Origin of the sequence: Paenibacillus lycopersici (genome assembly GCF_010119935.1) — a bacterium.
GTDB lineage: Bacteria > Bacillota > Bacilli > Paenibacillales > Paenibacillaceae > Paenibacillus_Z > Paenibacillus_Z lycopersici.
On record NZ_CP048209.1, the window covers coordinates 5,861,797 to 5,885,227 of the forward strand.

Annotated in this window: 24 protein-coding genes; 7 read left to right on the forward strand and 17 right to left on the reverse strand. The window is 61.1% G+C overall.

The genetic code is table 11. The annotated features are described in order from the left end of the window. Nucleotides 1-19 precede the first annotated feature (19 nt). The 5 genes from GXP70_RS25760 to GXP70_RS25775 form a co-directional block, all read right to left on the reverse strand. The gene (locus tag GXP70_RS25760; RefSeq protein ID WP_162359455.1) at nucleotides 20-1,042 is read right to left on the reverse strand and encodes a sialidase family protein; all 1,023 of its coding nucleotides are present in this window, start codon (nucleotides 1,040-1,042) and stop codon (nucleotides 20-22) included. Between the two features lie 8 nt (nucleotides 1,043-1,050). After that, nucleotides 1,051-1,374, reverse strand: a complete 324-nt coding sequence (locus tag GXP70_RS25765) for a helix-turn-helix domain-containing protein (RefSeq protein ID WP_162359456.1) — start codon at nucleotides 1,372-1,374, stop codon at nucleotides 1,051-1,053. 405 nt (nucleotides 1,375-1,779) lie between these two features. After that, complete coding sequence (locus GXP70_RS29630; RefSeq protein WP_192043395.1) at nucleotides 1,780-1,935, reverse strand: hypothetical protein; 156 nt, start codon at nucleotides 1,933-1,935, stop codon at nucleotides 1,780-1,782. A 187-nt stretch (nucleotides 1,936-2,122) separates the two neighbouring features. Beyond that, nucleotides 2,123-2,311, reverse strand: a complete 189-nt coding sequence (locus GXP70_RS25770) for an H-type small acid-soluble spore protein (RefSeq protein ID WP_162359457.1) — start codon at nucleotides 2,309-2,311, stop codon at nucleotides 2,123-2,125. Between the two features lie 2 nt (nucleotides 2,312-2,313). Continuing rightward, nucleotides 2,314-2,499 (reverse strand): hypothetical protein, encoded by a 186-nt coding sequence (locus tag GXP70_RS25775; RefSeq protein ID WP_162359458.1) that lies wholly within the window; start codon nucleotides 2,497-2,499, stop codon nucleotides 2,314-2,316. Nucleotides 2,500-2,709: 210 nt separating this feature from the next. Between GXP70_RS25775 and ku the strand changes: the two genes are divergently transcribed. The 5 genes from ku (at nucleotide 2,710) to GXP70_RS25800 (ending at nucleotide 8,467) form a co-directional block, all read left to right on the forward strand. Then, nucleotides 2,710-3,633 (forward strand): non-homologous end joining protein Ku, encoded by a 924-nt coding sequence (gene ku, locus GXP70_RS25780; RefSeq protein ID WP_162359459.1) that lies wholly within the window; start codon nucleotides 2,710-2,712, stop codon nucleotides 3,631-3,633. Further along, a complete protein-coding gene (locus GXP70_RS25785; protein WP_162359460.1) occupies nucleotides 3,634-4,689 on the forward strand; it encodes an ATP-dependent DNA ligase in 1,056 nt (351 codons plus the stop codon). After that, nucleotides 4,686-5,585 carry a non-homologous end-joining DNA ligase gene (gene ligD / locus GXP70_RS25790; RefSeq protein ID WP_162359461.1) on the forward strand — a complete coding sequence of 300 codons (900 nt, stop codon included), beginning with the start codon at nucleotides 4,686-4,688 and terminating at the stop codon, nucleotides 5,583-5,585. Before GXP70_RS25785 ends, ligD begins: the two co-directional genes overlap by 4 nt. 318 nt (nucleotides 5,586-5,903) lie before the next feature. Next, the gene (locus tag GXP70_RS25795; protein WP_162359462.1) at nucleotides 5,904-6,866 is read left to right on the forward strand and encodes an aminoglycoside phosphotransferase family protein; all 963 of its coding nucleotides are present in this window, start codon (nucleotides 5,904-5,906) and stop codon (nucleotides 6,864-6,866) included. Nucleotides 6,867-6,955: 89 nt separating this feature from the next. Continuing rightward, on the forward strand, nucleotides 6,956-8,467 hold the full coding sequence (locus tag GXP70_RS25800; protein ID WP_162359463.1) for an ABC transporter substrate-binding protein: 1,512 nt from the start codon (nucleotides 6,956-6,958) through the stop codon (nucleotides 8,465-8,467). Between the two features lie 233 nt (nucleotides 8,468-8,700). Here the strand turns inward: GXP70_RS25800 and GXP70_RS25805 are convergent, their stop codons facing one another. After that, nucleotides 8,701-9,639: an aldo/keto reductase family protein gene (locus GXP70_RS25805; protein WP_162359464.1), complete on the reverse strand. Its 939-nt coding sequence runs from the start codon at nucleotides 9,637-9,639 to the stop codon at nucleotides 8,701-8,703. A gap of 170 nt (nucleotides 9,640-9,809) precedes the next feature. Between GXP70_RS25805 and GXP70_RS25810 the strand changes: the two genes are divergently transcribed. Beyond that, nucleotides 9,810-10,142, forward strand: coding sequence for a winged helix-turn-helix transcriptional regulator (locus GXP70_RS25810; protein ID WP_162359465.1), 333 nt, complete (start codon nucleotides 9,810-9,812; stop codon nucleotides 10,140-10,142). Nucleotides 10,143-10,192: 50 nt separating this feature from the next. Here the strand turns inward: GXP70_RS25810 and GXP70_RS25815 are convergent, their stop codons facing one another. The 11 genes from GXP70_RS25815 to GXP70_RS25865 form a co-directional block, all read right to left on the reverse strand. After that, the gene (locus GXP70_RS25815; RefSeq protein ID WP_162359466.1) at nucleotides 10,193-11,209 is read right to left on the reverse strand and encodes an HD-GYP domain-containing protein; all 1,017 of its coding nucleotides are present in this window, start codon (nucleotides 11,207-11,209) and stop codon (nucleotides 10,193-10,195) included. Nucleotides 11,210-11,485: 276 nt separating this feature from the next. Continuing rightward, on the reverse strand, nucleotides 11,486-12,073 hold the full coding sequence (locus tag GXP70_RS25820) for an RNA polymerase sigma factor (RefSeq protein WP_162359467.1): 588 nt from the start codon (nucleotides 12,071-12,073) through the stop codon (nucleotides 11,486-11,488). A gap of 704 nt (nucleotides 12,074-12,777) precedes the next feature. Further along, a complete protein-coding gene (locus GXP70_RS25825) occupies nucleotides 12,778-14,010 on the reverse strand; it encodes a copper amine oxidase N-terminal domain-containing protein (protein WP_162359468.1) in 1,233 nt (410 codons plus the stop codon). Between the two features lie 88 nt (nucleotides 14,011-14,098). Then, the gene (locus GXP70_RS25830; RefSeq protein ID WP_162359469.1) at nucleotides 14,099-14,728 is read right to left on the reverse strand and encodes a phosphatase PAP2 family protein; all 630 of its coding nucleotides are present in this window, start codon (nucleotides 14,726-14,728) and stop codon (nucleotides 14,099-14,101) included. 640 nt (nucleotides 14,729-15,368) lie between these two features. Continuing rightward, complete coding sequence (locus tag GXP70_RS25835; RefSeq protein WP_162359470.1) at nucleotides 15,369-16,217, reverse strand: protein phosphatase 2C domain-containing protein; 849 nt, start codon at nucleotides 16,215-16,217, stop codon at nucleotides 15,369-15,371. 213 nt (nucleotides 16,218-16,430) lie between these two features. After that, a complete protein-coding gene (locus tag GXP70_RS25840; RefSeq protein ID WP_162359471.1) occupies nucleotides 16,431-16,709 on the reverse strand; it encodes a hypothetical protein in 279 nt (92 codons plus the stop codon). A 6-nt stretch (nucleotides 16,710-16,715) separates the two neighbouring features. After that, nucleotides 16,716-18,200: an alpha-N-arabinofuranosidase gene (locus GXP70_RS25845; protein WP_162359472.1), complete on the reverse strand. Its 1,485-nt coding sequence runs from the start codon at nucleotides 18,198-18,200 to the stop codon at nucleotides 16,716-16,718. 207 nt (nucleotides 18,201-18,407) lie between these two features. Then, nucleotides 18,408-19,241 (reverse strand): hypothetical protein, encoded by an 834-nt coding sequence (locus tag GXP70_RS25850; protein ID WP_162359473.1) that lies wholly within the window; start codon nucleotides 19,239-19,241, stop codon nucleotides 18,408-18,410. Continuing rightward, nucleotides 19,219-19,422 (reverse strand): RNA polymerase sigma factor, encoded by a 204-nt coding sequence (locus GXP70_RS30125; RefSeq protein WP_318652441.1) that lies wholly within the window; start codon nucleotides 19,420-19,422, stop codon nucleotides 19,219-19,221. The genes GXP70_RS25850 and GXP70_RS30125 overlap by 23 nt, the downstream gene beginning before the upstream one ends. Next, nucleotides 19,358-19,774, reverse strand: coding sequence for a sigma-70 family RNA polymerase sigma factor (locus tag GXP70_RS25860; RefSeq protein ID WP_162359474.1), 417 nt, complete (start codon nucleotides 19,772-19,774; stop codon nucleotides 19,358-19,360). Before GXP70_RS25860 ends, GXP70_RS30125 begins: the two co-directional genes overlap by 65 nt. A gap of 172 nt (nucleotides 19,775-19,946) precedes the next feature. Next, nucleotides 19,947-20,816 (reverse strand): helix-turn-helix transcriptional regulator, encoded by an 870-nt coding sequence (locus GXP70_RS25865; RefSeq protein WP_162359475.1) that lies wholly within the window; start codon nucleotides 20,814-20,816, stop codon nucleotides 19,947-19,949. A 207-nt stretch (nucleotides 20,817-21,023) separates the two neighbouring features. On the opposite strand from GXP70_RS25865, the gene GXP70_RS25870 reads away from it, so the two are divergent. Then, a complete protein-coding gene (locus tag GXP70_RS25870) occupies nucleotides 21,024-23,018 on the forward strand; it encodes an alpha-amylase family protein (protein ID WP_162359476.1) in 1,995 nt (664 codons plus the stop codon). Nucleotides 23,019-23,431 lie beyond the last annotated feature (413 nt).

Here is a 23,431-nt window from a genome sequence, read left to right on the forward strand (position 1 = left end):
CTCCTCCTTCTGCATCCCGTTACGCATCCAGCGTTAATTTCCAATAGGCGATTCTGTCCCGCTTCCACGTGTACGTCAGGTGCAGCTCGCTGCCCGCGGAGACGATCGCCGGATACGAGTATTCGCCCGGCTCGCTCTCCAGCACGAACTCGTCCCCCCACGTCAAGCCGTTATCGGCCGAGAAGCGCACGACGAGCGGCGTCCGCGGGCTTTCCGTCGAATAGCCTTGGACGGGGTTGAAGACCAGCGCCAGCTTGCCGTCGTCCATCCGCGTCACGTCGATGCCGCTGTTGTTATTCGGCAGCGGTGTCGGGTATGCCCGGCACCATGTCCGCCCGATATCCGCCGAATCGCTGCGGTAGATCCAGCCCTCGGTGCTGCGCAGCAGCATATGCACGCGTTCGCCGCCCGAGGACCACAAGGTCGGCTGAATGAGCCCCTTGGCGAACCAATGCTCCGTGCCCACCAGAGACGCCACATCCATCGGCACAAGCTCGCTCATCGTCCACGTCTGTCCGTTGTCGCGCGACAGGTCGACGAACGCTTCCCACAGCTGCTTCCCGGGCGCGTCGGGATCATGCCGCTCCACCGAAGCCGGAGCCGCGATCGTCCCGTCCGGCAGCGTGATCGGCTTGTTCCGCACCGGTCCGCGGCCTCCGATATCCCCGGGTACCATCTCCCGCGGCTCCGTCCAAGTAAGCCCGCCGTCCTCGGAGCGGCAGACGCGCGTGAACCAGTCCGTAATCTCGTGGCCCACTTTGTAGAATAGCGTCAACGCCTTCCCCTGGGCGAACAGGACCGGGTTCCAGTGGGCAATGCCCTCCTCGTCCGCCGCTTTATACGGCGCCGACCAGACGCCGCCTTCGCGCCTGGACATCCAGACCGCCACGTCGCTGGATTTCTCGTGCTTCCCGGCGAACCATGCCGCGACCGCCTCTCCGTTCGGCAGCACCGCGATCGTCGATGCATGGCTGCTCTGGAACGGCTGACCGCCCTTGAATACAAATTGTTTCTCCGCCGTAATCCGCATCTTCTTCTCCATGTTTCCTCTCACGCTCCGTCTGAGTGTAGTGGCCGTTCGCCGCGATCCTTGAATTCCTGCCGGTACTGGTTCGGCGATTTCCCTTCCAGCTTCTTGAACGTCCGCAGGAACGTCGTCCGGTTGTAGAACCCGGCTTTCTCCGATATTTCGTTCACGGTGAACGCGGAATCCCGCAGCAGCTCCTTCGCCAGCCGAATGCGGAGCTCGCTGATATAGTCCGATAGATTCGTATTGTAATGCTCCTTGAACACCCGGGACACGTACTTCACGGATACGCCCATCTTGTCGGCGATATGCTCCAGATGCACGTCCATCGTATAGTGCTCTTCCACGTACTGCTTGATCGTCTGCGCTAGCGCGCCCGACTTGTAGGAGGCTGGCTTCGCGCTGAAGGCGAGATCGATGAGCGGATTCGTTCCAACGAATTAACTTTACAACATTTTCCTGCAGTGCGGACAGCTTCAACGAAATATCCTTCATCGTTCTCTCCTTCGGTGAACGCCGGCGCCAGGCTCGGCGCATAATAGGCGCCCGAGTCGCAATCAGCTTCTCACCCCAGCTCACGAAATCCGGCGAAGAGCTACGCGCCATCGGGCCTAGGCGTTCGCGAGCCCCCTTCGGATCCCTCATCCTAGAGAATAAATCCTATGACGGGTAAAATGAAAAAACCAGACGCTCAGCGCCTGGCTTCTCCGATCTACCCGTCTATTCGCCGCCTGCCCGCATACGGCGAACAGTCAAAACTTCGGAAAAACATAATGAATCAGCACGTACAACAAGCCGAAAAAAATGACGATGTAAGCCGCGTATTTAATAAACGTTGCCGCCACCATGCTGGAGTCCGATCTTTGCTCGATATGACGCTCCTCCACGTTAATGTCCCGGTGTGCCATTTCGCATCGCGCTCCTTTCCGTTTCGGTCCGCGGTGTCTGCCGCCGCTAAGTAGCATTACCCGTCCGCCCCGGACATCAATCATTGTCCGATCCCGCCGCGCGCACCCGGCTCCCGCTCTCCTGGCAAAAAGACCCCGGCGCCGCAACGGCATCGGGGTCTTCGTCATTCCTGCTGCTGCATAGGCCTTATTCTTGACCCTCTTCGGTCAAGCGGTCGCAGGAAACGGTCTGCGTGTTGAGCGGGTCGGAGCCGACCTGCACCGTCGCCATGCCGTTCGTCTCGTCCACGTTCTCGATCCAGACCGACTTGTCGCCCAGATGGACGGCAAACGTATCCTTCGAGTTGTAAATCTCCATCGCGCGTTTCGTGTCCATGGTTACTCCTTCGATTCGATGACCATCGTATCCGTGGTGGATTCTTCGATCAGTCCGTTGTTCAACGTTACCGTTCCGCCGCCCAACCCTTCATTTATCATCCGGTCGATGTCCATGAAATAGTCGTCGCGTCCTTCGTGCTTCTTGTCGTTGTTGGACCCTGTCGGGGAATTGCCCGCTTCGCTCATCCCTTCCGCCTCCTTTAGATGATTGATGGTTGTGCTAACGAAAATATGCCCGGCACAGCTTAATTTCATGCATTCGGGGGAAAACTGGACAGTAGAGGAAGCTTGATCCGACTTTCGAACAGCAGCCGCCATTTGAACCAATACCGTGAAGGCTGCATTTCCCGGCCAGCGTCGTGAAACGCAAACCAATCACCTTAGGAGGAATGATTCATGCATACCGTCTGGAAAGGCGCCATCAGCTTCGGCCTCGTGCACGTGCCGGTCAAAATGTTTTCCGCCACCGAGGACAAGGACATCGCGATGAAGCTCATTCACCGCCCTTGCGGCAGCAACGTATCGTATATCCGCAAATGCCCGACCTGCGAGGTCGAGGTCGACTGGGACAATATCGTCAAAGGCTACGAATACGAGAAGGGACGCTACGTCCTGTTCGAGAAGGACGAGCTGGAGCAGCTGTCCGGCGAGGCGACGAAGACGATCACGATTCTGGACTTCGTCGCGCTGGAGGACATCGACCCGATTTATTTCCAGAAGACGTACTATCTCTCGCCCGATCAGGCCGGCGGCAACGCCTATAATCTGCTGATGGAAGCGATGCGCCAATCCGGCCGCATCGGCATCGCCAAAGTATCGATCCGTTCCAAGAGCTCGCTCGCGGCCATCCGCATCATCGACGACTGCCTGGCGATGGAGACGATTTTCTATCCCGACGAAATCCGGCCGGTCAGCCAGGTGCCGGGGCTGCCGGACAGCGTCAACGTGAACGAGAAGGAGCTCATGATGGCGCGCATGCTGATCGAGCAGCTGTCCACGCCGTTCGAGCCCGCCAAGTATACGGACGATTACCGCGCGCGGCTGATGGATCTGATCCAGCACAAAATCGCCGGCGAGGAGGTTTCGGTGGCGCCGGAAGCGCAGAAGACGAACGTGCTCGATCTGATGGCCGCGCTGCAGGCCAGCCTCGAGGCGGTCAAGCTGCCGCCGAACGCGCCCGGCGGGCTCGATACGAACGCGGCCGGCACGATGCCGCCGGCGCCGGCCCAGCCTGCCGCCGACGGCGCGGGCAGCGAAGTCGTCGCCAAAGTGAAAACGCCGCGCGCCCGCAAAACGAAGAAGGAAGAAACGGTGTCCTAAATGGAGCAGCTATCGCCGCAGCCGGCGCCGGATGACCGGCCTCCGGCACTCGAACCGCCCGCCGGCTTCGATCTCCCGACGCTGCCGGCGGAGCCGATGGCGCCGGTCTCTTCGGAGAGCCTTCCGTCCGGAAGCGATTGGGGCTTCCAGCTCAAGTGGGACGGCATTCGCATTCTGGCCCGAATGAACGGGCACGGGCAAGCGGAGCTGTTCTCCCGGAAGCTGTACGCGAAGAACGCCGTCTATCCGGAAATCGCCGCGCTGCTGGAAGCCAAAGCGGCCGATTGGGGCCCTTGCCTGCTCGACGGCGAAGTCGTCTGGTGGGACGGCATCCGGCCGAATTTCCAGCAGGTGCTGAAGCGCGAGCGGTCGCTCGGCGCCCGGCAGCAGCAGCCTGTCGCCGCAGGCCAGGAAGGAAAGACAGCGGCACCGGGCAATCCCGCGGGCATTGCGGGCGGGCTGGTCTACGTGCTGTTCGACCTGCTGGCCGACAGTACCGGCGATCTGCGCCAGCTTCCCTATGAGGAGCGCCATCGCCGCTTAACCGCCCTATGCGGCGGCAGCGACCCGCGCGTCTTCGTCACGGACTTGTTCCGGGACGGGGAGGCGCTCTGGTCGTGGGTGGAGACGAACCGCTGGGAAGGCGTCGTCAGCAAGCGGCTGTCAAGCCCTTACCGCGAAGACAAGAAGCATCGCGACTGGCTGAAGAAGAAAGTCGCGCTCGTGCTCGATGTCGACATCGTCGGGCTGAAATGGCGCAGCGGCGTCATAGCCAGCCTCATTATGGAACTAGGCGGCAGTTACTTCGGCAGCGTCTCGCTCGGGCTGAACGACGCGCTGCGCAGCGTGCTTGCGTCCACCTTCCGTCCGCCGCATGCCCCTATAACCGTCGTTCCTTGTCCGTTTCCCGATCTGCCGGAAGACTTGAAGAACGAGGACATCCAATGGCTGTCCATACCGTTCCGCTGCCGCGTCACCGGCCTGGAGCTGACCAACGCCGGCCAGCTTCGCCATCCGAAGCTGGTAACCTTCCTGCCGAAGGAGCCGCTGTCATGAGCCCCTCCGTCAAAGGCACGATCGTCGTCGAGGGGCAGGAGCTGACGATCAGCAACCCGGAGAAGCTGCTGTGGCCGGAGATGGGCATTACGAAAGCCGTCTTCCTGCAGCGGCTTGCCGCCCTCTCGCCATGGCTGCTCAAGCATTGCCAGGACCGGCTGCTGACAACGATTCGCTATCCCGACGGCGTGACCGGCAAATCGTTCTACCAGAAGAACTGCCCGACGCCCGCGCCGGACTTCGTCGAGACGGTGCAGAGCGACAGCATCGCTTACGTCAAGCTGACCTCGCTGCCCGTGCTGCTGTGGCTCGGCAATCTGGCCTGCCTGGAATACCATGCTTCCTTCGACCGGATCAGCGACCCCGCTCATCCGACGGAATGGGTGCTCGATCTCGATCCGTCGCTGGAAGAGGAGCCGCGCATCATGGAAGCCGCGCTGCTGACCGGCGATCTGCTGCGGTCGCTCGGCATCGCGTCCACGCCGAAGACGTCCGGCGCTACGGGCATCCAGATTATTATCCCGCTCGTGAAGGACCTTACCTTCGACGAGCTGCGGCGCATCGGCGAGTTCGTCGGCGCTTATTTATCGGACAAGCATCCGAAGCTGTTCACGATCGAGCGGCTCAAGAAGCATCGCGGCGACTTGATTTACGTCGATTATTTGCAGCACTATCAGGGCAAAACGATCATCGCCCCCTACTCGCCCAGGGCGCGCGCCGGCGCCAGCGTCTCCACGCCGCTGCACTGGGACGAGGTGCGGCGGAATGCGGCCATCACGGATTTCCACCTCCTCAACATCGAGGACCGGCTGAACCGCGAGGGCGATCTGCTGGATCAAGTGCCGGCGCAGTCGCTGCGGCCGATTCTATCGTTTATCGGGATGGGCCGCGGCTAGCCGCGGCCCTTCGTCTGTGCGGCCGCTCCCTCTTCCCTGCTCCCAAGCCTCTAGCTCCTCGCTTCAAAAGGGTTCTTCGCTTCAAACGTTCTGCCCCCGCTCCGCCGAGAAATTCTATAATTGACTGTTGGTCCGGCATTGCATACAGTTGACTCAATCCGCTTTGGATGATATTGACATCGCCGCTTTGCGGTTATTTTGCGCCCGCTAGCAGCCTTATCGAATGCAAGACACTCCGTTCTATGACGGAAACGATCAGGAACCCGGAAAGGAAGATGAACCATACTGACAATCGATCGGACATCGCTTCTGCGCGCATTGTCTGCACTGACCGGAGCATCCGTCGCGGATGCCGGCTATGAGACGGAAACGCTGCAGGGCGGTACGCTTGGAGAGGTATGCCGCGTTAGCGGAACTGCAGTAACGGAGGATGGCGAGCGGCCCTATGCGCTGGTCGTCAAGACGCAGCGCCGATGGGAGCGCCATGGCGATCCCCAATGCTGGCGGCGGGAGCATGATCTGTACGCCGCGAACATCGTCGACGATTTTCCCGGTCCTATCAAGCTCCCCCGCTGTCTGCTCCTGGAGGAAGAGGACGGACTGACCCGCATCTGGATGGAATACGTCGAAGGCGCTACGGGCACGCGGCTGCAGATTGACGAGCTGGCTCTTGCGGCAGAGCGGCTCGGCAGCTTCCAGGGGGCCTTCCACCTGAAGGGCCGGAAGGATTGGGCGGTGCCGCGAGGGTATCCGGCCGTGCGCTCCAGCTATGATCTCTATCAAATTATTTTGGCCGGGCGGCTGCGCGAGTCCATTGCCGGCTTCCCCGATGCATTGCGGCATATCCTGAACGGCTATGCGGATCGTGCCGCTGACTTGATGGACGCGTTCGACGCGCTTCCGCTCACGCTCTGCCAAGGGGACGTTCACCAGGATAATATCATTCTGCGAGAAGAAGCGAACGGTACGGCGGTCTATCTGATCGACTGGGATTGTGCCGGGTATGGCCGGATGGGCGAAGATGCGGTCGACATGCTCATGGAAGCTTTCGTCTATTCGGACAGGGAAGTTTCCTTGCTGCCCGCGTACCGCCGGCGCATCATCGACAGCTACTGCGCGGGCGCGAGGACGCAAGGCGCGGACTTCGAACTGAACGATTCGCGCGTGCGGGAGCTGAGCGCCCTAGCCTGGGGCTTCCGCGTCGCGACCCGCTATCTGGAAGCCGGCGATGAAGGCACTCGGCGGCGCTGCGTCGAAATTTTGCATGCGATGCTCGCTTAACTGAGCTATGATAGACGTCATGGAAGTAAATTTTGGAACGTACCTCCTGTACGCTTCTATCAACTGCCCAGGGAGAGTGTATTTTCCGTATGAACGCATCTCATCATGCTTACGAACGCCGCATCGCCGGCGGGCTTGCCTGTCTGCTGCTCGCCGTCTCCGCCCCGGCCGCCGCGCACGCCGCGCCGGCGGCAACCGGGACGGCGCAGGCTCCCGTTACGCTCAGCATGTTCTACCCCGGCACGTCGAGTCCGGATGAAGCCGCCGTCGAGGACGCCATCAATGTATACCTGCGCCAGAAGCTTGGCGTCGCGCTCGACCTGCACCCGATCGAATGGTCGCAATACGACATGAAGACCAAAGTGATGATCGCCGCCGGCGAGCCGATGGATCTGTTCTTCACCGCAGGCTGGCAGAACTTCAAGCAGTACGCCGATATCGGCGTGCTGCGGGATTTGACGCCGCTGCTCGGCCGCTATGCGCCGGACATGCTGAAGACAATGAATCCGCTGTATCTGTCCGGGACGGCAATCGACGGCCATAACTATGCGGTGCCGACGCAGATGAACAACATCGTCTGGAAAGGGCTGCTGATCAACAAGCAGCTCGCGGAGAAGTACCGTTTCGATGTCGCGGGCATCAAGAAGCTGGCCGATCTGGAGCCGATGCTGCGCGTCATTAAAGACAACGAGAAGCAGATCACGCCGCTCTTCGGCAAAGTCGCCGACTTCGAGGCGCTGGCGTCTTACCAGCAGCTCGCGGGCGGCCCCGGCGCGCTCATGCCGGGCGGCGGGACGAAGATCGCGAACGAGTTCGCTTCGCCGGCCATGAGCACCCTGCTCGGCCAATACTATCGGTGGACGACGAAGGGCTTCATCGTGCCTGCGAAGCAAACCTACGACTCGTTTCAAACGCAAGCGCTCTTCACCGGGAAGGCCGCGGGGCAAACCTTCGCCGTCTTGACGGGGACGGCCAGCTATGACACCGCCGCGCAGCTCCAGACCGCGACCGGTCAAGCTTGGCTCGAGGTTCGGCTGCAGGCGCCGCTCGTCACGAACGAGAACTTGACGACCAGCATGCTGTCCGTAAGCTCGCTCTCCAAGCATGCGGAAGACGCCGTCCGCGTCATCAACCTGCTCCATGCCAACAAGAAGCTGCTCGATCTGCTCGACTGGGGCATCGAAGGGACGCATTACCGCGTGGACGGCGACTCGCCCGGCATGATCGCGCGGATCGGCGATGCCTATTCGACGTCCGGCCCATGGATGTTCGGCAACCCCGTGCTGGCCTACCATACGAAGAACGACGCCCTCGACCCGAACATCTGGGCCCGCGGCAAGAAAATCTTCGACAAAGCCGCCGTATCCCCGCTTGTCGGCCTGTATTACGATGCCGCCGCGAACGCCGAGGCGAATATGGCGGTAAGCAATGCCTTAAGCTCGTTCAATACGAGCATGGAGCAGGCCCCGCAGGACCCGGCCAAAGCGCTGCCGAAGCTGCAGGCTAAGCTGAAGCAGGCCGGCGTCGCCAGCGTCATCGCCGACAAGCAGCGGCAGGCCGATGCTTACCTGGCGAAGCGGCATACGCTCGCTGCGCGCTAGGCTAGCAGCCTGCGGCTGGCAGCGCACTGCGGGCTGCGGCGCATGGCTGCCCGCGGAAGGCTAACAGGCCGGTTTCGCGGCATGTAGTGCATGGAGTGCACCACATTGCTCGGATGCGGCCGGTTTCGCGGCAGGGCCGAATATAGCCAGCGCAGCGACGAACGGCGCCGCGAGCTTCTGCTCGCGGCGCCGTTCGTCGCGCAATCGGTCCGCATACAGCGGACAATCGCGCTCTATTTTAAAATGCCTTCGATCCGCTCCAGCACGTCCTCGCTCAACGCGACGCCGGAAGCGTTCACGTTCTCGATGACCTGCTCCGGACGGCTTGCGCCGACGAGCGCGCTCGCGACGTTGTTCTGGCGCAGGATCCAGGCGATCGCCAGCTGGCCGGTCGTAATTCCGAGCTCCGATGCGATCTCGGACAACGCGCGTACTTTCGCCAGCTTCTCCTCGGTAATGCCTTTGCGCATCCACTCCAGCTTGCTCGCGCGGCTGTCTGTCGGAATATCCGCCAGCGTCGTATATTTGCCCGTCAGCAAGCCTTGCGCCAGCGGCGAGAAGACGACTTGTCCGATACCGTTCTTCTCCCCGTACGGAATGACTTCCTTCTCGATGTAACGCTCGAACATATTGTAGATCGGCTGGCTGACGACGATGCGGTCGAGCAAGTACCGGTCCGCGGTCGCAAGCGCATCCGCCATCTGCGATGCCGTCCATTCGCTGACGCCCGCATAGAGCACCTTGCCCGAGCGGATCAAATCGTCGATCGCGCGCAGCGTCTCCGTCAGCGGCGTCTCGTTGTCGTAGCGGTGGCAGTAGAAAATGTCCACGTAGTCCGCGCCCAGCCGCTTCAAGCTCGCGTTGCACTGCTCGATGACATGCTTGCGGGACAGTCCGCGGTCGTTCGGCCCGTCGCCCATCGGCCAGAACGCCTTGGTCGCCAGCACGTACGAATCGCGCTTGTACGCCTTCAATGTCTCGCCGAGCAGCACTTCCGCCGCGCCGCGCTCGTACACGTTCGCCGTATCGAAGAAATTGATGCCAAGATCGTATGCTTGCTCAATCGCTTGCACCGCATTCTGTTTCTCCACGTAACCGCCGTAGGTCAGCCAGCTGCCGAGGCTGATTTCGCTCACTTTAAGTCCGCTTCCGCCAAGTTTTCGATATTGCATGCCAATCCCTCCATATTCTTCTGGACTCGTTTGTCGTTCGGGCATCAGAACCCACCGTCTATTCTAGAAGAGATAGATTCAAATAGAAAGTAGTGAAATAAATCTCATTATATTATAAAGATTATATCTGCTATACTTAGAGTAACCATGATTCCGGGAGGTTGGACAACTTGACCACGAGCAATTACGTTCCGAAGGAACCGGCCGTCATCGAATGCAACATCGAGAGAACGCTGGATGTAATCGGGGGAAAATGGGCCTTCCTCGTCCTGCGCGAATTGTTTTGCGAGAAGCGGCGTTTCGGGGAGCTGCAGCGGCTCATTCCGGCCGTCAGCCCGAGGGCGCTGACGAGCACGCTGCGCCATCTGGAGAGCCAGGGCGTACTGGAGCGGCAAGTATTTCCGACCGTTCCCGTGACGGTCGAATACTCGCTTACGCCCAAAGGAACCGATCTGCATAACATCCTGCACGAAATGAAGCTATGGGCGGCGAAGTGGACATAAACGCAAGCAAGAAGAGCAGGGACGGCCGAACGCCTCCCTGCTCTTCTTGCTTAGAAGCCGATAATCCGCTGAATCTGGATTTGCCGCTTGCTGGAGAGATCGACGAACTCTTCGCCCACCTTGATGAGCGGCGCTTCGCCGTCATGCGGGTTGATATAGACGATTTCGCCGACCCGCTGATCGGTGAGCAGCACCTGCTGGCCGACGAGCTTCGCCGTCAGATTGTCCAGCAGCGCGTGCACGATGGCGGGATCCAGCTGGCCGAAGAAGCATTCGCGCAGCTGGCGGACCACCTCGTAGAATGGCAGCGCTTTCTGATGCGGTCGGTCGGACGACATCGCATGGAAAATATCCGCCACCGCTACGATTTTGCTGAACGCGTCGATCTTGTCCGCGGTCAGGCCGAGCGGATAGCCGCTTCCGTCCTCGCGCTCATGATGCTGAAGCGCCACAAGCGCCGCGCGATAGCTGACGCCTTCGGTTTTCTTCAGAATCTCGTACCCGTATATCGTATGCTTCTTGACCAGCTCGAACTCTTCGTTCGTCAGCTTGCCGGGCTTGTTCAGAATATGCTCCGGAATCTTGACCTTGCCGATATCATGCAGCGTCGCCGCCATCGTAAGCTCCGCCAATTCGTCTTCGCTGAATTGCAGCCACTTCCCGATCATCGTCGAGATGACGCCGACGCCGATATTGTGCTCGTACGTATAATCGCCTTGGGCCTTCACCGCTTCGAACAGCTTGAACATGCCTGGCGTCCTCGCAATGTTCTGGACGGCCGGCACGATCTCCGCCTCCAGCTCCTTCAACGGAATTTGCCCGGTCTCCTTGAAAGCGTCATAGAACGCCCGCGAGCGCTCCTTCAGCTTCCCTACCGCTTCGCGAGTCTGATCCGCCGGCGTGCCCGCAGCGGACTGGTCGGCATCGATGACGAATAGGCTGTCGATCCGATGCTTCTCAAGCAGAACGAGATGCTCTTCCCGAAGCAGAATACCGGCCGGAAGGATAGTGACGCCGAAAGCGTTTTCCACATCGTGTTTCGTGACTTTCCCCAAATATTGTCGCATTGCGCCCCCACCGATACTAGAATTGTGCAATATTCCCAAGGCAAATACTAGGTGATATCAATATACCATGACTATGGTCCACTGTCCTATGGTATTGATTTACATTAGGAAAAATAGGATTATAGTACTAGTTTTCCATTCATCGGCGGGGTTCGCCCCGTCCTTCCCGCCCGCGAGCCGGTCTGCTCCGGAAACGGTAAAAGCCCCTTCGGCCATCATCAGCCGAAGGAGCTTGCCGCTTCATCTTCGTCTTGCATCATGCGTTACGCTGCCGCCCTAGCGCTCGCCAGCCATCAACGACGCCGTCCAGCGATCGAGCGCGTAGGGAGGAGGCGGCGCGCTCTTGCGCCTTGCCGCCCTTCCCCGCGCCGTTACGGCGCCGCTGTCCTGCGGACGGCCGCGTTTGCGAAGCGCGTTCTTGGAGCGGTGCAGCACCATTTTGACAGCCGGCACGGTGCAGTGCAGGACGTCGGCGATGTCCTGGTACGTGTAGTCGAACACTTCCTTCATCAGCAGCATCTCCGTCTCGCGTTCGGACAGATGCTCCGACATCCATTCCAATATGCCTCTGACGGAGACATAGTCGGGATCGTAATGCTGCTGCTGCAGCGCTTCGTCCAGCGGAACGTTCGTCGCCCGCCGCCGGCGATGCGCGTCGATTTGCAGATTGCGGGCGATCTTATAGAGCAATGACCGCGGGTGGCGCAGCTTCCCCGTATCCCGGTAATGCTTGAACGCCCGAAGCAGCGCCTCCTGCAGCAAATCCTCCGCCTCCCATTTCGATGACGTCAAATAGCCGCAATAGGCCCTGATATGCTTCAAATGCGGCATCACGGCTTCCTCGAACTCGGTCCACGGTTCCATGCTATCGCCTCCTCGCCGGTTTGGCATCTCATATGGATTGTATTCGACATTCAGTCTAACAGGCCATTATGAACCCCATGTGAAAAAGGCTGCGCCGCGATGAAATCCGTCCCGCGCTTCGGCCGCAACGCCGAAGCGCGGTTCGCGTCGGCGGCCCGGACTCGCGATTCGCGCCGGCAGCCCGGACTCGCGATTCGGCAAACAAAAAGCCTCCCTGCGGCGGCTCAGAATGTAGAAAAACCCATGTTGGATGACGCTGAATGGCACGCAGAACTTGAACGGCAGACCTCGGGCAGTTCTGGCGGCCGCATCCCCATTCCCCAGACTAGACAGCCGTAGCTGGCTGGATCACATCGCTTAAGGAGAGACGGGCAGCGGCACTGTCTTCGAAAAGCATTGAAACGGACAGGAGATCCGTTATTCGCCCGATTTCATGGCATTTTATGTGTTTGCGGACTTAGGATCCTTTATTTCGTCAAAAAGGCAGAATTTCTAGGCTCTCCGGAGACAATAACGAATCCTGTGTCCGTTCGCCAACCGAAACCTACCGATTTCAACCAAATAGCGGATTCTGTGTTCCGTTGCCCATGAAGACGATCTAGCCGGCATGGACAATGTCGAGGAACCGAGTACTTTCTCGACGGCCAGAGCCGCCCTGCGGCGGCTTGATGTCAACATGCATAGATAAACTTATATAGATGTACTTATTCGATCTCTTCGCCGATCAGCTCATGGTCGCTCGAGCCCGGCACGACGAGCCATTTGCCGTCTTTCTTCACCAGATCGAAGAGCGTCACCGATTTATAAGCCAGCGAATCTTCTTCCTCCGTCGAATTCAAATCGTAACGCAGGTTCACGAGCAGGACCGCGCTGTCCTCGTGCAGCTCGACGACCGCGCTGCGGACAACCTGCGCCTTGAACGACAACGTCTTGTCGTCGAAAATTTCCTTCCACGATGCAAGATCATCGTCGTACGCGTCCGAATCCGACGAATCGAGCGTCGCGCCGTATGCCGTGACGTCCGCGGCGTTAATGGCCGCGATTTGCGCGTTCAGCACATCGTTCATTGCCGTTTTGTCCGCATCGGCAGCCGTTACTTCCTGGGCCCACATGCTATCCTCGTCGAGCACGTCCGAGCTGTCGACCTCCACGTCGTAGATCGCCCATTTGCCGTTCGTGTCTTTGCGGAGCGTGTAATACACTTCATTCTCGACGTTCGCGAAGAAGCCCGTGCCGCCGATTTTCTTGGACTGCTCCAGCGTGTAGACGACGGCTTCCGTCGCCGAGTACGTATCCATCTCCATGTCCTCGTACGTCGTCTGGGTGTGGATGCTCGCGAACTGTTGGGGCACGACCCGCGCCAAATCTTGCTTCAACGGCGATTGGGCGTGGAACAGCGCCAGGTACGCCGCGGCATCCTGCTTATCCTCGGCAGCCGCCAGCGCCTTCAGCACCGCGAACACTTCCGCTTGCTGCGCGGCCGTCGGGCCCTTGTCCGTAATCGTGACGATCTTCTTCGTACCGTCCCAATCGACGTTCTTGTCGGACAGCGTCGCGATGAAGCGAACGCCTACCATCGTCCTGCCGTCCAGCAGCTTCATCTCGCCGTTGACCGGTACCTTCGCGCCGTCCACCAGCGCGCTCGTGCCCGTCGGCGTCATTTGAATGCTGCGGGCGCTGGACTTCGCCTTGATCGTCTTCGTCGCGGCGTTATAATCAATGGAATATCCCAGCTTCGTGAACAGCGTGCGGAATTCCACGAACGTTTTGCCATTCAGCAATACGGGCGGGGACGGGAAAATGACCCATTCGCCGTTAAGTTTCACTTTAATCGTGCTTGCTGCCGAGCTCGAGGCGGCCGCGGAAGCCGTTCCCGCGAATACGGCCATGGCCAGCATGACCGACAGCGCCAGGCCGAACAATCGTTTCATCTTCATCTAACTCTTCTCTCCCTATTACTCTAGACGTAGTTTTGAAGCCTTCTCAGCTTACATGACATGACAGGATTTGACAATGATCCAAAAGTTACATATTTTTCCGCCGCTTGCCTGTACGCACCCACAGCCGGAACAAGCGGATGCAGAGCATGATCCAGCAGGCGCTCAGCCAGTAGCCGGCGAGCACGTCGGTCGGGTAGTGGACGCCGAGATAGATACGGCTTACGCCGATGCTTGCGGTCATCGCCGCGCTGAACGCAATCAGCGCGGCCCGCCATCCCCGGTTCGGCAAATGCCGCCACAACAGATAGGCGACGAGGAAATAAAACGAGAACGCCGCCATGGAATGGCCGCTCGGATACCCGTAGCCATGTTCTTCGACGATCCGGTGAATGTCCGGACGGTCGCGCCGGTAAATCGGCTTCAGCGCATTGTTGAGCAGCGTCGAGCCCAGCATGCCGCCGAGAAGCAGGACGAGCTCCTTGCGGTGCTTCAGCACGAGGAACAGGATAACGGCAATGACGAGCACCGCCGGAATAATCACCGACGAAGATCCGATTTTTCCCAATGCTTTGGCAATGGCGGTCAGCGTGCCGTTCTCCTGACGCTGCACGGCATCGATGACCGACGCGTCGAACCGCTCCAGCTTATCCCCCGATACGAGCAGCGACAGCGCTTCGAATCCGGCCGCCAAGAGCAGGAATGCGATCAACCACATGAAAGAAACCCCCGATTCTATCCATTATCTGTTCTATTATAGCGGTTCCAGGGCGGCGGCGGGGAACGAATTTTCCGCCGTTCCGACTCGTTACGCCAAGGCGATACCGAATTGTCGGGCCGATTACGATGAAGGCGGAATGATGTTCGGCAGGGAGACGGCGAGCGCGGCATCGCCTTGCGGGCCGCGTTACGCCGCGGAGGCGGCTGGCCGCGCTATAGGCATGTTGTTCGTTAAGAAGAGGGAAAAGGAGCGGACGGGCGAGGGGCTGAGGCGTTGAAGAACGCGGCTATGACGTCGGACGCGCCTATCTTGCGATTGGGCAGCGGTTGGCCTGGCTCGGGCTTCGGCGGTCGAGCCGGGCGCCTTGGCCGAATCGGCCGGGTTTTGGCTGCCGAGCCGGGCGCCTTGGCCCAGTCGGGACGGGCTTCGGCGGTCGATCCGGGCATATGCCTAACCGGGACGGGCTTCGGCGGCTGAACCGGAGGCATTGGCCCAGTCGGGACGGGCTTCGGCGGCCGAGCCGGGCATATGCCAAGTCGCCGGGCGCATACGGCCCGGCACTTGGCCGAAGCGACGGATCCATGTCGCGGACGGCGAATATCCGCTCAGGGACGGTGCGCCGCGCCGGGTGCGGTTTCTAGACGAGCTCGATCCAGACGGCGGTCTTGTCGTCGGACTTCTTCATGCGCGGATAGCGCGTGCAGGCCGGATCTGTGTTCTCGAGCTCCGTCAGCCATTCCAGATAGCGGTCCAGACCCAGGCCGCGGACTTGCGAAGCGATTTCGACCGCGCTGTCCTTGTCGGACTCGCCGGGCGGCTTCGGGATGTACAGGCCGTCCGAGAAGAGCAGCAGCGCGACGACGTTGGACGAGCTGATCCGGCCGTATTCCAGGTAATCCGCGCAGGCGGGATCGCCGTTCAGCACGCCGTAGCCGCCGGGGCGGTTCGCGAGCGCGCGGCCGGCGACGATCTGGTGCCGGACACGCGCCCGCAGCTCGGCGGTATCCGACAGTCCGCCGGCGACGGCCGCAGCCCAGGCGGCTTTCGTCCGGTCGTCGACATGCGCCAGCTGATCGTGGGTAGCGATGCGGATCGTCCCGTCCGCGTAGTAGACCGCCAGCATGCAATCGCCAAGCTGGGCGAATTCGATCCATGCCGGACCGATGCGCACAAGCGCCGCGCAGGCGCTCCACAGCGCCTCGGGCTCGTGCGGCGAGACGCCGGCCGCCTCCATTGACGCCCGAAGCCGCGCGTTCGCCCGAAGCAGCAGCTCCTGCAGCGGCCGGCCGGCCCATTCGTCGCCGCTGCAGACGGCGGCGACCTCTTGCGCGGCCAAATAGCCCCCCGTCTCGCCTCCCGGCCCGCGATACGGGACGAGCGACGTCGCCCCGTCGATGACGCCGTAAACCTGCCGGCGCCCGTCGCATACGGCGGCGTCCTCGTTCCATGTCCCGACGCCCTGTACCGATCGGACTGTGACTTTCATCGTATCGCCTCCATAATTGGTTTCGTAATGATTGCTCGGCTATACTAGTTACTTCGACAGGACAGTATGACAAAACCTTCAATGCTGCCGTCGCGGCAGCGTTGAAGGTTCGGTTAATTGCCTTATCAATGCGGCGATTAGTCTTCGGCTCAGCCGAGCTTCGGCTTGCCGACGGCTCCGCGCTTCGGCTTGCCGACGGCTTCGCGCTCCCGCTTACGGCCAGCGAGAGCCGCCCGGATGCGGGCAGTCCTTCGCCGCCAGCTTGGCCCGGACGAGGACGAAGCAGCCGCAGTGCGCGCATGTCGAGCCGTACTGCAGCGAGGAGCAGCCGCCGCACGCTTCCACGCGCGACGCGAAACGATCGTCGTGCACGCAGTCGCCGGGATGCAGAGCCAGCTTGCCCAGCACCCGCTCGATCTGCTCGTCGGTGACATGGACCGAGGCGCTGCACCCTTTGCACGGCTCCTTCTCGACAATCGTATCCCGCTGCATGGCCCGTTACCCGATGCGCAGCACGGCGACGGACGCCGGAGGAAGAACGGCGCGGATCGACCCGTCCGCCTGCCGTTCCGCTCCCGCGAACGGCACCGGCCGGACGCGGTCCGGCTGTTCCACCGTGTTATGCGCGTTCAGCGCATCGCCCTGCAGCAGCGTCCCCGCGATCGGCGCATCGTTCGCGGTCAGGCCCCGCAGCTCGAAGGACAGCGTCGCGGCCTCGTCGTGGCTCAAGTTGCACATGCTGATATGGATGACGCCGTCTTTGCGACTTACGGATATGCTCGTCTGCGGGATGGTCTCCCCGTCAAGCGCGTAAGGCGCCGACTCGTGAACGACGTCGAGCAGCTCCGCATCGTGGTGCACGTTGAACATGTCGAACACATGGTAGGTCGGCGTTACCGTCATTTTCCCGCCTTCGGTCAGCACGACGGCTTGCAGCACGTTCACCGTCTGCGCGATGTTCGCCATCCGGACGCGGTCGCTGTGCTTATGGAAAATATGGAGCGTAGCCGCGGCGACGAGCGCGTCCCGCATCGAGTTCTGCTGGTAGAGGAAGCCCGGGTTCGTGCCCGGCTCGACATCGTACCAGGTCCCCCATTCATCGACGATGAGGCTGATTCGCTTGCCGGGATCGTATTTGTCCATGATCGTCTTGTGCTTCGCGACGAGCTCGTCCATCACGAGCGCCTTGCGCAGCGTCTGGAACCATGTTTTCGCATCGAAATCCGTTGCCGAGCCCTTCGCCGCCCATTCGAACGGTACCGTGTAGTAGTGCAGCGTCAGCGCATCCATATACGGCGCGGCTTCGCGCATAAGCACTTCCGTCCAGTTAAAGTTGAAATCGCTCGCGCCGCACGCGATCCGCGTAATCTTGTTGGCGCCGTAATTGCGTACGTACGTCTGGTAGCGGCGGTATTCGTCCGCGTAATACTCCGGCCGCATGTTGCCGCCGCAGCCCCAGTTCTCGTTGCCCACGCCGAAATACTTGATGGCCCACGGCTTCTCGCGTCCGCTCTCCGCCCGCAGCGCCGCCATCGGCGATTCGCCGTCCGAAGTCATGTACTCCACCCATTCCTGCATTTCCTGCACCGTGCCGCTGCCGACGTTGCCGTTAATGTACGGCTCGCATCCCAGCAGCTCGCACAGCAGCAGAAACTCGTGCGTGCCGAAATGGTTGTTCTCGACTACACCGCCCCAGTTCGTGTTCACCATCCGCTTGCGGGATTCCCGCGGACCGATGCCGTCCTTCCAGTGGTACTCGTCGGCGAAACAGCCGCCCGGCCAGCGCAGCACCGGAATGTTCAACCCTTGAAGCGCTTGCAGAACATCGTTGCGGATCCCCTTCGTATTGGGAATCTCGGAATCCTCGCCCACCCAAATCCCTTCGTAAATACAGCGTCCGAGATGCTCGGCGAAATGGCCGTAGATGTTGCGGTCGATCGTGCCAATCGGCCGGTCGGCGTTAATGATGGCGCGGTTCGTCATGCGTGCGGTCAGCTCCTCTTGGATTAATAAAGATTGAATTAATAAAAATATTAATCAAGTAACAAATATACTCATAAGTCTATTAAACAGGAATCGGAGCGATTTTTCAATCGCCAACTTTTTTCCCGGCGGCCGCATGCGAAGAATGCCGCCTCCGTGTACGTTCCGGAAGCGGCATTCTTCATCGTTCGATTCATGGTTTCCGATTCAAGGCTTCGGCTTGTTCATGGCGATATAACCGTAATCGCGGTCGTCCCCGAACGTCTTGCCCGCGAGCACGTTCCCCTGCGCGTCGACCGCTTCAATGCCGTAGGAGGCTTCGGCCGACCGCGGAAGCGCCGCGTACCACAGCCTCTTCCCCGGCTCGTACTCGACGATGCGCGCGGCTATCTTGCCGCCATCCGGTCCGCCGAACGCGACGTTCACGTCCGCGACCGACGCGTTCTGAATTTGACCGGCGACGATCGGATAGGGTCCCGTGATCCCTTTGTATCTGGGGAAGAGCATATAATCGACCGCGACCTCGATATCTTCCATCGGGGACATTCCGTACCCGCCGCCCATGACCCATTTCCAGCCAAGCAAGTTATGGCGCACGAACTCGACGTCCATGTACGTTCCGGGCTTATCTTCGAACCGTTTGATGAACAGCAGCACGCCGCCGCCGATCGCTTCCTGGTGAATGACCCGCATCGGCGCGTACTGCCTGAACTTCTTGACCGCCTCCTCCGGCGTCCTGCCGTTCGGAATCCGGACCGTCTCCGAATACCCGGCCGCGCGCGAATAGCGCCAATCCGCGATTCCGCCCGGCTTGTCGTAGACATACGCGAAGGCGCCCGCCAGCACGATCGCGCACAGCGCCGCGACCGCCCAGCCGATCGCCAATCGTCTCGTTCGCCCCGCTCCCATCGGCTCCGCCGCCTTTCGCTGAATGTATGCCATTCGCGCCTCGGCAGGCATCCGCCTCCCCGCGGGGCGCTGCCGCAGCCGCTCCAGCAGCGGATCCGCGATCCGCTCCTTATCCAAGATCCGTCTCGACATCGCTCCCCGCCTCCTTCATCAGCTTCGCCAGCTTCGTACGGGCTCTGTGCAGCCTGGACTTCACCGTTCCTTCCGTGATGCCGAGCACGTCCGCCAGCTCCTTATAGGACAGCTCTTCATGCGCATGCAAAATAATGATCTCGCGGAAAATACGGGGCAGACGCAGTACCGCGGACCAAATATCGTTCTCCGCGCCGGCGCTCCAATAAGCCGCTTCCGCCGACGGGCGCCCTCCGCCGATCGGGCAGCAGGCCGACCAGCGTCACCTTGCGCAGAAACGCCGATGCCATGCAGTTGAACGCCGTGTTGCGGGCGATTTTGAACAGCCAGGTCTTGACCGCGCATTGCCCGCGAAAGGCTTCGATGCCCCGAAACGCCCGAATGAACGTATCCTGCGCGATATCCTCGGCCAGATGCTCGCGACGGGTCAGAAAATACGCGTACTGCCATACATCATGCCAATAATGACGGGCAAGCGCGTCGATTTCGGCCGGATTGAGGCGCGTTACGGACCGCAGGTAATCGTCCTCCATCGCTCGCGTCACTCCCTATCATCTATTAGACCGGGCAGCGGCCGCTTTGTTCCCGCAGCGAGCAAAAAAATCCAATCGCAGGAGCCGAGGGACCGTAACGAGCCGAAAGCCATAACGCTTCTCGGATCCCACGCTACAGGAGTCCCCCCTGAGCTTCGGAGCGCCCGGCTGCTCACAATCGCGCCCGGTGCATCGTCCGGTACGCCCCCGGCGCCATGCCCATATGCTTGCGAAACAGCCGGATGAAATAGTTCCCGTTCGGCTGTCCCGCCTGCTCTCCCACCTCCTGGATCGGCAGGTCCGTCGTGAGCAGCAGCGTGACGGCCCGATTCATTTGCAGGTGATGCAAGTATTGGAGCGGACTCATGCCGGTATACTTCTTCAGGCAGCGAGCGAGGTAATCGAAATTGTAATGCAGCGCGTCCGCCATCGCCTCCGCGTCGAACGGCTCCCGCAGATGCGCCTTCAAGTATTGCGCGACCCGCTCCGATATCTGATACGACCGGCTGTTCAAGCCGCCGCTGATCGTCGACTGCAGCCGTTCGAACAGCTCGCCGAGCAGCGCGTTGAGCCGCAGCGAATTGCGCAGGGTCAGCGTCTCGTGCAGCGCCGTCATCTCGTCCAGCAGCGGTACGAGCAGCGCCGGGTCGATGTTGGCATGCTTCGGCAGGTACATATATTGATCCACGGGGGTCAAGTCCTTGTCCGTCCCTTTGCCGAGCAGCGTCGACCACAGGATGGCATCATGCCCTTTCGTCACCTGCGGATGGGGATGGCTGAAATGCACCCAATACAGCTCCGTCGGCTCCGCCACCGGCCGCTGCCCGTAATGCGTCCGCCCCGGCTCCAGAACGAGCAGGTCGCCCCGTTTCAATTCATATGCCGTATCGTCCTCCGTCATATAGAACCGTCCGCCGACGACGTACAGCAGATCGTACACGCTGAACGACCGTCTCGCATGCCGCATGCCGCGCGGCCACAAGGCATGTCCGACCATCAGCAGCTGGGGCAGCGGCGGAATGCGCAGCTCCAAACAATCCAAACTCGTCACCGCCTTCTGTCGCGCCGGGCGCTAACGAACCGTCGCCTCGCCTTGCGCTCGTGAACAGTATTATACCGCAGCGGCGGGAGGGCAACTAGTCGATATTGTGCTATTTCGGGCAGAAAACGGCGCTATTCAGCGCATCGCGAAATCCCTTACATTAGAGACAAGATCTCGATATTTCTATCGACAGGGAGGAAGTCCGCCATGCGTTACCGTCAGGTTCATCTTGATTTCCATACGTCCGAGGCGATCGGCCGGATCGGCAGCCGGTTCGACAAGGAGCAATTCCAGAGCATGCTGCGCAAAGGCCATGTCGACTCCATTACCGTGTTCTCCAAATGCCACCATGGCTGGGCTTACCACCCGTCCGAAGCGAACGAAACCCATCCCGGGCTGACGTTCGACCTGCTCGGCGCCATGATCGATGCCGCGCACGAAATCGGCGTCAATGCGCCCGTCTACCTCTCCGCGGGCCTCGACGAGAAGATCACGCGCCGCCATCCGGAATGGCTCATTCGCGGCAAGAACGAAGCGACGACGTGGGCGAGCGATTTCATGTCCCCGGGCTATCACCGGCTGTGCATGAACACGCCTTACCTCGATATTCTCGCCGCGCAGATCGAAGAAGTCGTACAGCGCTACGACGCGGACGGCATCTTCCTCGACATCGTCGGCGTCGCGCCGTGCTACTGCCAATCCTGCGTCGCTTCCATCCGGGCCGAAGGCGGCGATCCGCGGGACGACGCGGCGATGCTCGCGCTGTGGGAGCGAACGTACGCCAACTACGCCTCGCGGACCAACGCGGCGGTGCACAAGCATAAGCCGGGCCTGCCCGTCTTCCATAACGGCGGGCATATCCGCCGCGGACGCCGCGATCTGGCGCATTACAACACGCATCTGGAGCTGGAATCGCTGCCGACGGGCGGCTGGGGCTACGACCACTTCCCGTTGTCGGCGCGCTACGCGCAGACGCTCGGCATGCATTACCTCGGCATGACCGGCAAATTCCATACCTCCTGGGGCGAGTTCGGCGGCTATAAGCATCCCAATGCGCTCCGCTACGAGACGGCGCTCAGCCTCGCGAACGGCGCGCGCTGCTCGATTGGCGACCAGCTGCATCCCGAAGGCCTGATGGACGAGGCGACGTACGCCTTGATCGGCGCCGCGTACGCGGAAGTCGAAGCGAAGGAGCCGTGGTGCAGCGACGCGAAGGCGGCGGCGGACATCGCCCTGCTGTCGATCGAAGCGCTGCAGCCGGACCAGGACGAGCACCACGGCTTGGCGCAGGGGAGCTCCGATGCCGGCGCCGTCCGCATGCTGCTCGAAGGCAAGTTCCTGTTCGACGTCGTCGACCTGGAAGCGGACCTCGCCGCCTACCGGGTATTGATTCTGCCGGACCGCGCCCGGGTCGACGCCCGGCTGCAGGCGAAGGTCGACCGCTTCCTCGCGGCCGGCGGCAAGCTGCTCGCCACCGGCGAATCCGGCCTCCTGGCCGAGGGCACCGGCTCCGACGGGTCGGACGGCGGCTTCGCATGGGACCTCGGCGCGTCGTACGTCGGCCGTTCGCCGTACAAGCCGAGCTATTTCCGCCCGGCGTTCTCCATAGCCGGCTTGCCTGCGGCATCGTACGTCATGTACGCGGACGGCCAGGAGGTCGAGCTGTCAGGGGGCGGCCAAGAGCTGGGCGCGCGGGAGAACCCGTACTTCAACCGCGACATCTTCGCCTTCTGCTCGCATCAGCATACGCCGAGCACCGGCCAAGCGGCGGGCCCCGGCATGACGGAAGGCAAGGACGGCATCTATATCGCCTGGAACGTGTTCGCGGATTACGCGTCCAAGGGCAGCCTCGCGCTGAAGGAGACCGTCATCTACGCCTTGAACCGGCTGCTGCCGGAGAAGACGCTGACGACGTCTCTCCCCGCGCAAGGCGTCGTCACGCTGCAGAAGCAGGAAAGCCAAGACCGCTGGGTGCAGCATCTGCTGTACGCGGCGCCCGTCACGCGCGGCGAAGGCATCCAGATCATCGAGGATCTGACGCCGATCTATAACACGGCTGTCTCCGTCCGGACGGACCGGCCGGTGCAGGCGGTGTATCTCGCGCCAAGCGGCGAGGCGCTGCCGTTCGAGCAGACGGACGGCGTCGTCAGCTGCACGGTGCCGGAATTCACCTGCCATGCGATGGTCGTGCTGCAGTTCTAGCCGCGCGAGCCTTCGCAGCGAAGGCGCACCGGCGAGCGGCCAGCCTGCAAGCCGCACCGCGCCGCGCCGCCCGTTCCCGGTTAGGGAGGCAGCGCGAAGGACGTAACGCAAATAAGGGTGTCCCGGAAGCCGATCGGCAAACGGAACACCCTTTTTATATGGCCTTCCAAGCGCTAGGCCGCGCTTATCTCATGGGGTAACGAACCCAGTTACCGCTATTCGTCCCTTTTGCATTCTTGCTACAACGCAAGGAACCTGAGAGTCTCTATTCGACCGATCAGCCCGCCATTATATGGGCTTGTCCCGAAATAGCGCTCCTCAGATTCGCTAGGTAGTTCCAGAGGTTCTTTTCGGCCGAATAAGTCGTCCTTGGTTCGTAAGCCCCTCAACCGGCAGCCCGTTCCGCTCCTCGG